We start from the raw sequence: 14,383 nt of genomic DNA, 5'->3' as shown, positions 1-14,383 counted from the left end.
TTCCTAGGCGAGGGGCTAACATTCGCACGTAGGCGATGCATCGGCGGATGGGACTGTTCCCGGTTTTGTTGACTCCGTGACCTAGCGAGCTGAGGCACTTGGAAGGATGTCGACCATGCCGACGGCTTACCGGGGTGTCGGGTTGGGTCGTATTGGTGCCGGACTGGGCCGATGTGGGGAGGTTTTCGGGGGAGGCCAATGGTTGCAAGGGGTGAAAGCCGGTTCAAGTCCCACTTTGGGCACAGAGTTTCCCCTCGTCAGAGGCTGCTTTGGTCTCTGACTGTGCACGAACCGGCGCAAAGTGTGCGCAGGGTGTGCCTGGTTCGGTTGGTGGGTTGCGGTTTTCCTGTGGTGGGCAGCCTCCTTTCTCTTCCTAAAGCCCTTGCTGGGCTTGCTTACTCCTTCATGGGGGAGTGGTAGTGAAGGTACATGACTTTGGTGAAAGTTTTCACCGAGTTCCTCACTCGGTGCGGAGGGACGCTCGGGATGTAGCTAGGGCACGCACCCCAGGAGGCGCAGATGAGCACGGACGACGAGCGGCTGGACGCCGTCGAGGATCGCATCGACGAGGCCAAGGGGCCCCGGGCGAGGCCTCGGAGCGGTGGCCGCCGAGCCCGCCGTCCTCAGCCGGGCGCGGGCTCGGCGCCGGCGGCGCGGCTGACCTCAGCCAGGCGCTGCTCCAGGAAGGCGCGCTCCGCGGCGTTCGCCGTGAGCTCCATCGCGCGCCGGTACGACTGAGCCGCGCCAGCGGCGTCGCCGAGGCGGCGCAGCAGGTCGGCGCGCGTGGCGGGAAGGTAGGGGTAGTCGGCGAGCCGGGGATGGGTCGCCAGCTCGTCGAGGAGCGGCAGGGCGTCGGCCGGACCGTCGGCGAACGCCACGGCGGCGGCCCGGTTGAGCGCGACCACCGGGGTGTTCCACACCGCCAGCAGCCGGTCGTAGAGGTGCACGACGCGCGGCCAGTCGGTCTGCTCCAGGGACGGCGCCATCGCGTGCACGCCGGCGATCGCCGCCTGTAGGGTGAACCGCCCCGGTGGGCCAGACGCCAGCGCCCCGGCCGTCACCGTGAGCCCCTCCAGAATCGCGCGCTGGTCCCAGCGCGTCCGGTCCTGGTCGGCGAGCAGGAGCAGCCGGCCCTGCTCGTCGGTCCGGGTGGCCCGGCGTGCGTCGGTGAGCAGCAGCAGGCCGAGCAGGCCGCGGGTCTCGGCCTGCTCGGGGAGCAACGCGGCGAGGGTGCGCGCGAGGTGCAGGGCCCGGTCGCAGAGCTCCTCACGGACGAGCGCATCCCCCTCGCCGGCCGTGTGGCCGGTGCTGAAGAGGAGGTGGACGGTGGTGAGCACGCTGTCCAGGCGCTCGGGCAGCTCCGCCCGGCCCGGAACCCGGTAGGGGATCCGCGCTGCGGAGATCTTCTTCTTGGCCCGGGTGATCCGTGCCGCCATCGTCGGCTCGGACACCAGGAAGGCCCGGGCGACGTCGGGCGTGGGAACGCCGCAGACCACGCGCAGGGTGAGGGCGATGCGGGCCTCGGGGGCGAGGGTGGGGTGGCAGCAGGTGAACACCAGCCGGAGCCGGTCGTCCGGCACCGCGGCGTCGGGCCAGTCCAGGTCGGCCGGGTCGTGCGGATCGACGGTCGCCGGCTCTACGAGCAGCGGGAGCTTGCGCCGGAGGGTGACCTCGCGACGCAACCGGTCCAGCGCCTGGTTCCGCGCCGCCGTGGTCAGCCACGCGCCGGGCCGATCCGGGACGCCGTCCCGGATCCAGGCCTGCAGCGCGCTGACGTACGCCTCCTGCACGCACTCCTCCGCGACGTCCAGGTCGCCCGCGACGCGCACCGTGGCGGACAGCACGAAGGCCCACTCGGAGCGGTGGGCCTGCGCCAGCGCGGCAGCGACCGCGTCCGCCTGCACGGCGGACACGGTCGGCTCGTCGCTGGGAGCGATCAGAACGGGTTCGTCGTCGGGTCCACGACCGGGCGAACCTCGACGCCGCCGCCGGGCGCCGGGCACAGCTTGGCGATCTCGACGGCGTGGTCGAGGTCGCGCGCCTCGACGACGTAGAAGCCGTTGAAGGCCTCTTTGGTCTCGACGAACGGGCCGTCCGTCACCGTGCCGGCACCCTTGATCGTGGTGGCCGTCGTCGTGGGTGCGAGCGCCTCCCCGCCCGCGAGGGACCCACCCAGCTCGAAGACCTGCTTGGTGAACGTGTTGTGCGCGTCGATCACTGCGCCCCACGCCTCGGGCGACGCGTTCGCGTAGAACGCCGGGTCTTCGTAGATGAGGATTGCGTACTTGGCCATGGAACTGCCTCCTGCACTGGGTCGCGGGCCGGCCTGTCCGGCTCCGTCATTAACGACGACGAACATCCTGCCGCAGAATCGACAGCTAAGCCAGGATTTTCTTCAAGATTTTTCCGGCGGCGCCGCCGCCGCCGTGCGTGCCGGAGTCCGCATTGCGTGCTGAAGTGCACTCCGGCGGCCCCACTTGACGCGTATCCATGGCCATGGAGTTCTTGGGATTGGTGAAGATATGGCCGGCGAACTCTACATTCTTGCTAACAGGGCTGGCGGGACAGACGCTGGCGAAGGCGTAGTGGTGAAGCCGGTACGTGAATGCACCGGAGACGCTGGCTGCCGCAAGTAGATTATCGAACGGACTGTGGCGATGTTGTTGACAGTTTGCTTGTCACATCGCTTGTGAGGAGTTGATCCTTTAGCGCCCAGTAGCCAATCCCTTATAGAACGACGCAAGGAGATGGATTGCTGCTGGCAGACTGACCTAATGAACGCCTCCTCAAACTACGTCTCCTATGCCACCACGATGCGCGGCTTGGTCTCCGCAGGCGTGGACCTCAAAGCGGATGCCCCGCCTCATCGACATGCTCGTGCGGCCAAAAGCGCGAATTCTCCATTTTGGGTGCGGCATTGCTCACGCCATATGCTTCGCATCATGAATGCCGATGAGAATCCCCGGCCCAGGGCGCCTTGGGCCCTGCTCTGCGGGCTGATTATTATGCTGAACGTCTTGAACTACGCGATTCGGTCGGGGCGATGCAACGACTACATACCCGAGTCCGGGGCAACGTCCACCTGCTCGTTGGAACCAGCGCTTGGTTGGCCAGGGAGTGTTCTCTTGGCGATCCTCAGTCTAGTCGTGCTCGGGTACTGCATCAATCGCTTGCTTCGACCGTCCCGCTGACCGAGCCCTAACCGCACCATGATTCTTCCGACGTGTCTTGTTCAAGCGGAGCACACAGGTTGACTCGACCTATTCGTGGTCCACTTCGGCGGCGGTGATTGCTTTGTCTGTGAGGATGGGCATCAGGACTAGAAGCCCGAAGGTGAGCACTCCCATGAGGCCGAACATTGTCTGGAGGCCAAGCCATTCGAACCCACTGCCGTCCGCACCGGAGTAAGCGGTGTGCTGGAGAAGCCATATCGCTCGACCGGGCGATCATGGCACTTGGACACGGCGCTGCGCGACGCGGGCCCGGACGGCCCACTCGCACCGCTCGACGCACTACGGGAAGAACTGACCGAAGCAGGTCCGGACGCACTCGCCAACCTCTCTCGGTTCGTCCTGCACCTCTCACCACAAGACCTCAAGGACGTCATCAACCGGGTCTATACCGTGCTTAGCGAATATACAGACACCGATGAACAGCGTGCCGATCAGCCCTCATACGGTGGCCTCTTCATCCTTCACAAAACAGCAGATCAGGCTGACAGCCAAGGCAAAGCAGGTAACGAAGCATAAATGTATCCACACGAAAGTCGTCTCCTAAGCCGACCGGCATACGCAGTGACGTGGAATGCTGCGCTGTTGATAGCTACTTGTCTGGTCGCTGAGTCCTGTCGGTTGGGGTTGTCGGGTGAACTAGCGGTGGTGTTGGCGTGGTTCGGTGGCGGGTTTCGGCTCGGAGTCCGAGGTGGAGGCCAGCGATGATGAGGGTGGCGCCGGTGATTCCGGGGAGGGTGAGTGTGTCGTGGCCGATGGTGGTGCCGATGAGGACGGCCCAGATGGGTTCGGTGCCCATGAGCAGGCTCGCTCGTGAGGCTGAGGTTTGTTGGATTGCCCAAGTCTGGACGACGAAGGCGAAGACGCTGCAGGCCAGGCCGAGGTAGAGCACACCGAGCCATTCTTGTCCCGTGAAGGATTGCATGGCGTCGAGCACTGCGTTGTGGTCGGCGATCGTGTGGAAGAGTGCGCAAACAGCGCTTTGGATCAGTGTGACATTCAGAGGACTGTGGTCGCGTCCTTTGGTGAGGGCAGACACCGCTGTCACGTGTACTGATCGCACGATCGCTGCCGCGAGCATCAGCAGGTCCCCGAGCGTGGGTGTGGCGAACCCGTCGCCTGAGACGAGGAGGCATACCCCGACGACGGCGATCACCCCGGCGATGAATATCTGTCGAGGTACTTTGGTGCGGAACGCGATGCTTTCCGTGATGGGGGTGAAGACGATGACCAGGCTGATGATCAGCCCGGCGTTGGTGGCGCTGGTGCCCGCGATTCCATAGGTTTCCAGGATGAGCACTGCTGCTTGGGTGAGTCCGAGTACTGCGCCGACGAGGGCTTCGCGTCGGCTGATTCGCCAGCGTTTCCAGATCAGCCAGATCCCGGCAAGGGCGATGGTGGTGATGATGAATCGAAACGCGAGGATGACGGTGACGTCGACGGTATCGGTGAGCGATTTCGCGGCGAGGTAGCTACTGCCCCACACGATCGCGACGAGCAGTAGGAGCAGGTCCACTTTGTGCGTGAGAAGAAAGGGAACGCTTGGCCGCCGCCCCTCGGGACGAGGCGTGGGCGGCGCATCAGAATCGGGGGTTCGAGGTGAGGACACCTATTCAGTGTGGCGGGCTCCGACTAGTAAGACTAGATGGCAACTTGTGAAGTGTGGGTTTAGTCTGTCCTTATGGATATAAGTCAGCTGAAGCTGTTGCGCGAGTTGGGGGAGCGGGGCAGTCTTGCCGCGGTGGCGCGGGCGTCTCATGTTTCAGCGTCCGCCGTGTCGCAGCAGTTGAGTGCTTTGCAGCGTGGTGTGGGTGTCGCTTTGACGGAGCGCCGCGGCCGGAATCTTGTTCTCACTGGTGCGGGGCAGGCGCTTGCGAGGGCAGCGGTCGATATTGGTGTGGCGATGAGCTCTGCGGAGCAGGCGGTGAGTGAGTACATGCAAGATCCCGGTGGAGTGGTGAGCATTTGTGCTTTCAACAGTGCGGGATTGACCTATTTTGGACCGCTCCTTATGTCGATGCTGGGGGAGAATCGACCGAGCGTGGCCTGTCATGATCGGGATGTGGGTCAGGATGGTTTTCCTGCGCTGACGGCCGACTTCGATCTGGTGATCGCTCATCGTCTTGAGCACACCGCACCCTGGCCTGCAGCGGTCACGGAGCTGCCCCTGGTGCGTGAACCCTTGGATGTCGCCATGTCCGTTCGGCATCGTCTTGCCGATCAATCCATGGTCAGTGTTATGGATCTGGCGGATGAGGAATGGATTTCGGTTCAGGATGGATTCCCCTTGGTCCCAGCGTTGGAAAGCATCGCCGTGCACGCGCGCAAACCCTTACGGATCACGCACCGCATCAACGAATTCTTTATCGCCGCAGCAATCGTCGCCGCCAGCCCTGCGGTGGCATTGATGCCTCGTTACACCGCCGCGCCTCGCCCTGAGAGCGGAATAGTTCTCAAACCGCTCAGCGATCTACATCTCGCCAGGCGCGTGGACATCCTTTGCCGACCCGAAGCCCTGCACCGGACCGCTGTCCAAAAGGTCGTTACCGTCCTTCAAGAAAATGCAGCCACCCCACGCTGAAGCAAACAAGAACGAACAATGTCGCGATGAGCAATCCATTTTTGCTTCACTGTTGTCAGTCGTATCTGACACACGCCCTGACTGATCCGCCACGGAAATCCCCGTCAGGATATACCCCAGAGATTCAAGGATCGTCCGCTACCCCTTTCTTTGATGGGATGGCGGGACAAGATGTCCCGGGGAAAGCACAGCGCCATCGGAAATATTTCGTTCGAGTCCGGCCATCACGGGCTGCAACCAAAGTGGAGGCCCCATTGAGAGCAAGTGGCACCGTGTTCGGGCGGTAGCAACGACTGGTCATTCCCGAACAAATAAATGTCCGATGCAGCGTGACAGCTGGTGTGACCCGAAGCGTTTACCGTGTGACCGAGGGAAAATCGTCGCGGGACCGGAAATTTTCCCGGTCCTGCGATATGGGTTCCGCCTTTGTGCGGTTTTCGGGCTAGATCGTCACCGATTCTGGGAGATGGCGGTGGCTGGCAACCTGCTCGAAACCGTATCCGACTTGGAACAGCGTGCGCTCATCGTAGGGGCGTGCCAGGATTTCCATACCCACGGGTAGCCCGGTCTCGGTGAGTCCGGCGGGGATGGTCATCGATGGCATCCACGTCTGAGACCCGATTAGAGTGTTGGTCGGGAAGTTCAATGTTGTCCACTGCGATGAGTCACATTCTTCTCGCGTAGGTGGTACCACCTGAACGGTTGGGTATACCAGCGCGAGAAGATTGTTCGCTCCCATCAGGTTCACTACTGCCTTCATGTATGCCTCGCGGGCTAAATACGCCGCGTAGAACGAGAGGTCGGAGAAGGGGTCGTCCGGGCCTTCGCTGAGAGCCTCGAGGAGATCAAGCTTAGGGTGGTAGCGCTTAGACTCGATGATTTCCGCCACGGAGTGCATTGGGGCATCTGGAATTCCGGCGAGGAACTTGTCGATGTCGAATTTGGATTTGATCGTATACATCGATGTTCGTGCGTTCCAGTCCTGCAGGTCGGGAATTTCAATGTCCACGAGAATCGCACCCGCTGCAGCTAGCTGCGTCAACGCGGTTTGCATAACCTCGTTCACCGGGGCAGCGTACTTGTCGTCGTCTGATCCGAAGGCGTTTCGAACGACGCCGATGCGTGCACCGACGATCGCGTCCGGAACCAGCGCTGAAAGGTATGATTCCTCGGCCGGAGCAATCTCGGCGGCGTAGGTCAGTTCGTCTTCAGGGTCGAATCCGGTGATGACGTCGAAGACGCGGGCAACGTCGGCGACACTCTGCCCCATCGGCCCGATTGTGTCCTGCACGCTGACGAGCGGGTTGCACCCTTTGCGACTGATGAGTCCTGGAGTTGAACGAATGCCGACGAGGTTGCAGAAGGACGCAGGTACGCGGACCGATCCGCCACAGTCGGTGCCCAGCCCGATTGTCGCGTGGGCCGCTGCGATTGATGCTCCGGTGCCGGCGGAGGAGCCACCTGGGTCGCGGCTGAGATCGTAGGGGTTCTTGGTGAGGCCGCTTCGCGAGGAATAGGTGAACCATGATGTTGCCCAGTCAGGAAGCGTGGTCTTGCCCAGGATGATCGCACCGGCTTCGCGCAATTTGCGGATGACGGTGGCATCCTCGTTGGGCCGGTAGTCAGCGAAGATCTCGGATCCAAATGAGGTTGGCATATCTGCCGTTTCGAGGCAGTCCTTCACGAGAATTGGGATTCCGTGCAGCGGGCCGAGACTGTCTGGGTTGGTTGCTCGCTGCTCATCGCGTTCGGCGGCCTGATCGCGGGCATCCGCGGCGAGCGTCACGATCGAGTTCAACTTCGGACCGGCCATATCGAATCGTCGGATCCGATCCAGGTAGAAGTCGATGAGTTGCACTGCGGTAAGCCGTCCGGCACGCATGGCGGCCTGTAGCTCGGCGATGCTGGCAGTTTCAATCCTGAGATCGAGCTTGCTGGCGGCAATCTCCATGAGTGTCTCCCTTGACGATCCGAATGACTGGAACCCAATGTCGAACATTGGAAGTATTGCATAACGGTGTGCTCACGAAAAGACATTCGATGGAGAATATTTTGAATGCCTTTGTGCCGATCCCGCATGAACGTCGAGACGCATTTGTGTCACTTCCGGATGTGGAGAGGCCGCGCATCCCGTATCGTTGACTGGTGGTTACACGACGTGAAGCAGCTCAAATCCTTGATATTCCGCTTGAAATGGCACACCGTCATGGGATCCCTGCCAAACTGTCAGACGCCGAGTTGTCCGAGCTTTTGGACAGTCCCCCGGTCTGGCTCGTCCAGTCCAAGGAGAACCGCACAAGCAAGCGGCCTGTCTGGGTCCAGCTGACCTGCGTAGTCTGTCGTTTTTCTGAAGCCGTCCGGCCGAAGAAATGGTGGCCGCCGTTCACATTTGTCTGCTGCGCCCACCATGCCCTTGCTGAGATCCCGCCGGTGATGCCGAGCATGGTTCGGAGCGAGTACGAGGGAATTGGCAGCCGGTTCGTCGGGATCGTTGATGTGGAAGTGCCTGTTTCCTGACTTCCGTCGCCCCGTCCTGATCCGCTGCGCAAGGTCAGAGCCGGCAAGCCGAGCGCCGAGCTGACCACCGCAGAAGGCGGGAAGGTGACCCATGCGCGAACGTACCAACGGGCGCATCCGCTTTCCGAGATAGCCAACTCACTCGCCGCCGCCCGACTACAGATCCTCCGGGTCGATGAGGACAGAAGACTTCCGTAAAAGTTCTCCCCTCGTACGGTGGGGACCAAGACCTGCGTAAGCGACCGCACCGCGTCGGGGATGAAGCGAAGCTCTCCCGCCGCACCCGGGAGGTCGATCGGGAGGTCGATCGGGAGGTCACGCGGGAGGTCCATCGTCATCACGTGACGGTCACCGACAACCAGCGTCGCTGAAGGCTTCGGTGAGCCCCGAAACACCACCAACAGCGCTGTCCTGGGCGAAGGAAAACGGGTTGAGGGCGCCAATGCGGGCGGGGCTTTGGTGATGACGACGGACGGGACCAAAGGCACTGTTACTCAACCTGACACCCAACGATGATGGGAGCTGGAGAAGGATCAGATTTCGCTGTGGGATCGATGTCGGAGGGAAATGTCAATGATGTACTGGAACGGGAACATGGGGGAGTGGGGATACGTCCTGATGGGAGTGAGTTTCCTGCTGTTCTGGGGTGCTTTCATTACCGGCCTTATTCTGCTGTGGCGTTCTACTGGCAATCTTGGACCGCGAAGCGGTCAGCCCAGTTCTTTGCGGATGGCAGAAGATCTATTGGCCGAGCGGTTCGCTCGCGGTGAGATCGACGAAACGGAATATCGCAGTCGGGTGGCAGTGCTAGCAAGTCGCGGTGGGTCTAAACCGCCCGCTACTGGCTAAGAGTCGGCCCTCTGGTTTCTCCCGTCCCCACCCGGTGACCACCGAGGATGAAAGCTTCAGCCGCCTCCTCGAAGACGGCTTCCTCCAAGACGGCCTCCTTGACATATACCCCTAGGGGGTATACCTTATGAGTACCGGAGCGGGAAGTCCGAGCCCATGAATGGGCCGCTTACTCCTTGAAGGTCCCTTGATGCGGCTGCAGGCAACGTGAGTGACACGCGGATGGCTGCACCCGCTGATTTTCGAATGACCATCCCTCTCGTTTTGGAGACCATCATGTGCGGCACTATTTCCGATCTGACCTTGACTGATACATCATCCGGGTGCGCCTGCTGCGCCCCGCAGGACAGCGAACCCACATCGGTTCCCGCAGCGCACAGCATCAGCGCTAGCTACGACGTCGCTGGCTTGACCTGCGGTTCGTGCGCGTCCCGGGTTACCTCCGCTGTCGAGGTAATTGAAGGGGTCACCGACGTCGAGATCGACCTCGTTTCAGGCGGAACCTCCACGGTCACCGTCCTCAGTAATGAGCCGGTTCCCGCCGCATTCGTACGCGCCGCGGTCGAACAGGCCGGGTATCGCCTCTCTAACGCCTGATTTTTTCTCAGGCCCGGGACTCGATCCCGTTTGACTGAAGGAGAAAACACCATGAAAGACCAGACCCACACAAATGACGGTGCGCACGGCCACGAGACGCCGACGCGAAAGCCCGCCCCTGTGCTGGATGCCGATCGCCGCGAAGACCATGGTCACCAAACCCAACCGGGGGATGCGGACCACGAGGTGCACTCTCACGGCGAGCATGCGGGGCACTCCACCGCAATGTTCAAGAATAGATTTTGGTTGAGCCTGCTCCTGGCCGCCCCAGTGGTGCTGTTCAGTCACATGTTCGCCATGATCGTCGGCTACACGCCACCGGATTTCCCTGGTGCGATGTGGATTCCACCGATCCTGGGCACCATTATCTTCGTTTATGGGGGTGCACCATTCCTCAAAGGTGGGGTGGCTGAACTGAAGTCCCGGCAACCCGGGATGATGTTGCTGATCGCGATGGCCATTAGCGTCGCGTTTATCGCGTCCTGGGTGACCACCCTGGGGATCGGGAATTTCAACCTGGACTTCTGGTGGGAACTGGCGCTGCTGGTTGTCATCATGCTGCTGGGGCATTGGATGGAAATGCGCGCCCTCGGCTCCGCAGCCGGTGCGCTCGACGCGTTGGCCGCGCTCCTGCCGGATGAGGCAGACAAAGTCACCGATGCGGGAACCGAAACCGTCGCCGTGAGCTCCCTGGCCATTGACGACGTCGTCCTGGTCCGGTCGGGCGCCCGGGTGCCAGCAGATGGAGAGATCGTCGACGGGGTAGCAGAGTTCGATGAGGCGATGATCACCGGCGAATCCCGCACCGTCCAACGCACCGTCGGAGACGCCGTGGTAGCGGGAACGGTAGCAACCGATAACGCGGTGCGGGTGCGGGTGACCGCCGTCGGGGCCGACACCACTCTTGCCGGAATTCAGCGCCTGGTCGCCGAGGCGCAGGCCTCGTCGTCGAAAGCCCAGGCCCTCGCCGACCGGGCGGCAGCACTGCTATTTTACTTCGCCCTCATCTCCGGCATCATCACCTTCATCGCATGGATCCTGCTGGGCAGCCCCGATGATGCGGTCATTCGCACCGTCACCGTCCTTGTCATCGCCTGCCCGCACGCCCTTGGGCTCGCCATCCCACTCGTGATCGCCATTTCGACGGAGCGCGCGGCAAAGGCTGGTGTGCTGATCAAAGACAGGATGGCGCTCGAGCGCATGCGTACCATCGACATGGTGTTGTTCGACAAGACCGGAACTCTCACCGAAGGTCGACACGCCGTCACCGCCACCGTCACCTCTGGAGGAATGACTGACGGTGAAATGTTGGCTTTGGCCGCTGCGGCCGAGTCCGACAGCGAGCATCCGGTGGCACGGGCGATCGTCCAGGCGGCCGAACACAACCACAAATCGACGGCGTTCGGTTATCGTGGCAGCGGCTTTTCCTCGATGACAGGGCGCGGTGTCCGGGCGTCGGTCAACGGGTCCGAGATCACCGTTGGTGGGCCGAATATGCTCAAGGAACTGCAGCTGGAAACGCCTTCAGACATGATTGCTGCCGTCCAGGAATGGGTCGGCCGCGGCGCATCTGTGCTGCATGTGGTCCGCGACGACGCCGTCATCGGTGCCGTTCGGCTTGAGGACAGAGTGAGGGATGAGTCCCGTGCCGCTGTCAAAGCGCTGCAGGCCCGGGGTGTCAAGGTCGCCATGATCACCGGTGACGCACGCCAGGTCGCGGACGCCGTCGGGATGGAACTCGGCATTGACGAAGTCTTCGCCGATGTACTGCCCCAGGACAAGGATTCCAAGGTCGCCGAACTACAGTCCCGTGGCTTGAAGGTAGCGATGGTCGGCGACGGCGTGAATGACGCCCCCGCGTTGGCGCGAGCCGAAGTGGGGATCGCGATTGGGGCCGGTACCGACGTCGCAATGGAATCGGCCGGCGTCGTTCTGGCGGGCAATGATCCACGATCGGTGTTGGCAATGATCGACTTGTCCAGGGCCAGTTACCGCAAGATGATCCAGAACCTGGTGTGGGCCACGGGATACAACCTGCTTGCCGTCCCGTTGGCCGCCGGCGTGTTGGCCTTCGCCGGTTTCGTGCTCTCGCCCGCGGCGGGAGCAGTATTGATGAGTGTCTCGACCATCGTCGTCGCCTTGAACGCGCAACTGCTGCGCAGGATCGACCTGAGCCCCGAACGCTTCACCACCGACCCGGCTGTGTGAATGACTTGCCTCTTCGTCCTGATTGGAGGAAGAGGCAAGTCATTCACTAGGCTGGAAACAATCAACGGAATTGGAAGGAAACGGCGGTGACAGGCACATTTGGGCTGAGGACAGTGTTCGCACTGTCGAGAACAGCCGTGACCTTTCTGGGTTTTGTCGCCATCATCGTCGGAATCCTCGCAATGCACGTGTGGATGGGCGGTCACGGCGCGTCAACGCACGGCGCTCCAACCCTTGGTGCTTCAGCGCAGGGCGCCTCAGCACATGGTGCTGCGCTCCCGGCCAGTTCCACGACATCGAATGCCGGATTCCCGACGTCGGTCAGCGGTGAGAACCGGGTCCCGGCGAACAACGCTCACGCCGCTTACCCGGATGGACCTGCTGGCACCGGCGAAATGGGCGAGGGCTGCGGAGGGTCGTGCGGGAACGACGGCGGTGTGCTGGGGATGTGCCTCCTGGCGGTCATCGTCGTCGCAGTGCTGGCGTTCCTGTTACGTTCCGGCCGGCTCGTGCCCGGGTCGGTGCTGCTCCGTGGGCCGCCGCTCATCCGGTTGCGGACCCTATCAATCCCTGCTCCTTCACTGATTCAACTCTGTATCAGCCGGACGTAAGACACCGGCGCCTGCCTTTTGGGTATGCCTAGCGCAATGGCTCTCTCACCAAGGCAGCATCCTGCCCACCAAGGGTACTACTACAGACTATTCATCAGATGAATTCAGAAGGATCAGATCACCATGAAGCGTTACCTCTCCCTCTCAGCATTGAGCGTCGCGGCCGTCATCACCCTGGCGGGCTGCGGAAGCAACAACGACCCGGCCAGCCCGGCGGCCGAGCCAACGACCTCCACTGAGCAATCAGCACCCTCAACCGAATCAGGCGCTGAGGTATCGGCCGAGCACAACGACGCGGATGCGATGTTCGCCCAGCTGATGATTCCCCACCACCAGCAGGCGGTGGAAATGAGCGACATGATGCTGACCAAGGACAACATCAGCCCCAGTGTCATCGACCTCGCCACCAGGATCAAGGCTGCGCAAGACCCCGAGATCGAAACCATGACGAGCTGGCTCGAAGCCTGGGATCGCCCCTCCATGCCCGAAGGAGGCATGGAGGGCCACGACATGGGGTCTACGGGTGGCATGGACGGAATGATGGACGAGGATCAGATGGCTGACCTTGAAGCGGCCGAAGGCGGCGAAGCGGCCCAGATGTTCCTGGAATCCATGACCGCACACCACAACGGGGCGGTGGACATGGCGCAGGAAGAAATCGACAACGGCGAGAACCCTGAAGCGATCGCCCTCGCTGAGATGATCGTGGAAACCCAGCAAGCCGAAATTCAGGAAATGGAAGAACTGCTCGCGGAACTCTAACCGAAGATTAGTTCGCGAAGGGAAGGGCCAGGCATCTGGCCCTTCCCACCCTCTCCCCACTTTTTCTGTCACAACAAAGGATTGCCACTGTGCCTCGCCCCCAACCCCCCGTCCCACGCCTGCAACGAGGTGCCAAAATGGCCGTTCTCACCGTTGGCCTTTTGGTGCTCACTGCTTGCTCTACGTAAGTCTCACCGAGCTCGAACAGTAGTGATTCCTCTGAGTCCGTCGACGTTGACTCCGCCGACGCCGACGCGCAGGGTTATCCCGCCGGTCACATCCATGGGATGAGCGTGGACCCGGACACGAACCGGGTTCTGTTGGCCACCCACGACGGACTGTTTGACGTCTCAGAGTCGCCAGCAATCCAGATCGGGCCGACCATCGACCTGATGGGTTTCACCCCAGCAGGGAACGGCGAGTTGTACGCATCGGGTCATCCCGGCCCGGGAACCGACCTACCGAACCCGGTGGGCCTGATCCGATCGACAGACCAGGGCCAGACCTGGCAGCCGCTATCCAGGCAGGGCGAGTCTGACTTCCACGCCCTTGCCGCCACCGACGGTGGAATAGTCGGATTCGATGGGCAGCTCCGGATCAGCGCCGACGGTACCTCCTGGGAAGCCGCGGATGAACAGATACCCGCCTTCAACCTCGCCGCGACGTCCCGGGACAGCGTTGTGTTGGCAACCACCGAGGAAGGCCTGCAACGCTCGACCGACGACGGCGAAACCTGGGCCGCCGTTCCGAGCGCACCCTTGCTGATGCTCACCGCACTCTCCGGAGGAGAGGCTGCCGGAGTCACAGTCGAAGGCCAGATCCACACCAGTAGTGACGCTGGTCTGACCTGGGTCCCACAGGGGGCAGTTCGCGGCGAGGCGTCCGCGATCGCAACCCACGTACTTGACGACTCCACGTTGCGAATCTGGGTCGCGACCGAAGACGGTGTCCAGGTCTCCAATGACAACGGTCAGACCTTCGGGGACATCAGATCAAACCACCAGCAATAATCTGGTCTAGGGTTCGCC

General features: G+C 62.1%; 12 protein-coding genes. 8 read left to right on the top strand and 4 right to left on the bottom strand.

Going from position 1 to position 14,383, the window contains the following annotated elements; all coding sequences use genetic code 11:
* Positions 1-623 precede the first annotated feature (623 nt).
* Together ACX80G_RS09675 and ACX80G_RS09670 are read right to left on the bottom strand one after the other, a co-directional pair.
* A complete protein-coding gene (locus tag ACX80G_RS09675; RefSeq protein ID WP_459307427.1) occupies positions 624-1,904 on the bottom strand; it encodes an RNA polymerase sigma factor in 1,281 nt (426 codons plus the stop codon).
* A 32-nt stretch (positions 1,905-1,936) separates the two neighbouring features.
* Positions 1,937-2,293 carry a YciI family protein gene (locus ACX80G_RS09670; protein ID WP_459307426.1) on the bottom strand — a complete coding sequence of 119 codons (357 nt, stop codon included), beginning with the start codon at positions 2,291-2,293 and terminating at the stop codon, positions 1,937-1,939.
* A 1,120-nt stretch (positions 2,294-3,413) separates the two neighbouring features.
* Here ACX80G_RS09670 and ACX80G_RS09665 point away from each other — a divergent pair.
* The gene (locus tag ACX80G_RS09665; RefSeq protein ID WP_459307425.1) at positions 3,414-3,749 is read left to right on the top strand and encodes a hypothetical protein; all 336 of its coding nucleotides are present in this window, start codon (positions 3,414-3,416) and stop codon (positions 3,747-3,749) included.
* 73 nt (positions 3,750-3,822) lie between these two features.
* Here ACX80G_RS09665 and ACX80G_RS09660 read toward each other — a convergent pair whose 3' ends face one another.
* Positions 3,823-4,839, bottom strand: a complete 1,017-nt coding sequence (locus ACX80G_RS09660) for a DMT family transporter (RefSeq protein ID WP_459307424.1) — start codon at positions 4,837-4,839, stop codon at positions 3,823-3,825.
* Between the two features lie 72 nt (positions 4,840-4,911).
* Between ACX80G_RS09660 and ACX80G_RS09655 the strand changes: the two genes are divergently transcribed.
* Positions 4,912-5,811 (top strand): LysR family transcriptional regulator, encoded by a 900-nt coding sequence (locus tag ACX80G_RS09655; RefSeq protein ID WP_459307423.1) that lies wholly within the window; start codon positions 4,912-4,914, stop codon positions 5,809-5,811.
* 442 nt (positions 5,812-6,253) lie between these two features.
* On the opposite strand, the gene ACX80G_RS09650 is transcribed toward ACX80G_RS09655, so the two are convergent.
* Positions 6,254-7,762: an amidase gene (locus tag ACX80G_RS09650; protein ID WP_459307422.1), complete on the bottom strand. Its 1,509-nt coding sequence runs from the start codon at positions 7,760-7,762 to the stop codon at positions 6,254-6,256.
* Positions 7,763-7,956: 194 nt separating this feature from the next.
* On the opposite strand from ACX80G_RS09650, the gene ACX80G_RS09645 reads away from it, so the two are divergent.
* From ACX80G_RS09645 to ACX80G_RS09620, 6 genes are all read left to right on the top strand, one after another.
* On the top strand, positions 7,957-8,328 hold the full coding sequence (locus tag ACX80G_RS09645) for a hypothetical protein (protein ID WP_459307421.1): 372 nt from the start codon (positions 7,957-7,959) through the stop codon (positions 8,326-8,328).
* 1,152 nt (positions 8,329-9,480) lie between these two features.
* Positions 9,481-9,774, top strand: a complete 294-nt coding sequence (locus ACX80G_RS09640) for a heavy-metal-associated domain-containing protein (RefSeq protein WP_459307420.1) — start codon at positions 9,481-9,483, stop codon at positions 9,772-9,774.
* Positions 9,775-9,825: 51 nt separating this feature from the next.
* The gene (locus ACX80G_RS09635) at positions 9,826-11,982 is read left to right on the top strand and encodes a heavy metal translocating P-type ATPase (protein ID WP_459307419.1); all 2,157 of its coding nucleotides are present in this window, start codon (positions 9,826-9,828) and stop codon (positions 11,980-11,982) included.
* Positions 11,983-12,068: 86 nt separating this feature from the next.
* Positions 12,069-12,593 carry a hypothetical protein gene (locus ACX80G_RS09630; protein ID WP_459307418.1) on the top strand — a complete coding sequence of 175 codons (525 nt, stop codon included), beginning with the start codon at positions 12,069-12,071 and terminating at the stop codon, positions 12,591-12,593.
* A 123-nt stretch (positions 12,594-12,716) separates the two neighbouring features.
* Complete coding sequence (locus ACX80G_RS09625) at positions 12,717-13,355, top strand: DUF305 domain-containing protein (protein WP_459307417.1); 639 nt, start codon at positions 12,717-12,719, stop codon at positions 13,353-13,355.
* A gap of 278 nt (positions 13,356-13,633) precedes the next feature.
* Positions 13,634-14,365 (top strand): F510_1955 family glycosylhydrolase, encoded by a 732-nt coding sequence (locus ACX80G_RS09620; RefSeq protein ID WP_459307441.1) that lies wholly within the window; start codon positions 13,634-13,636, stop codon positions 14,363-14,365.
* The last annotated feature ends 18 nt before the right edge of the window (positions 14,366-14,383 follow it).

The organism is Arthrobacter glycogeni (assembly GCF_054510815.1).
This window is presented reverse-complemented; position numbering and strand designations above follow the sequence as displayed.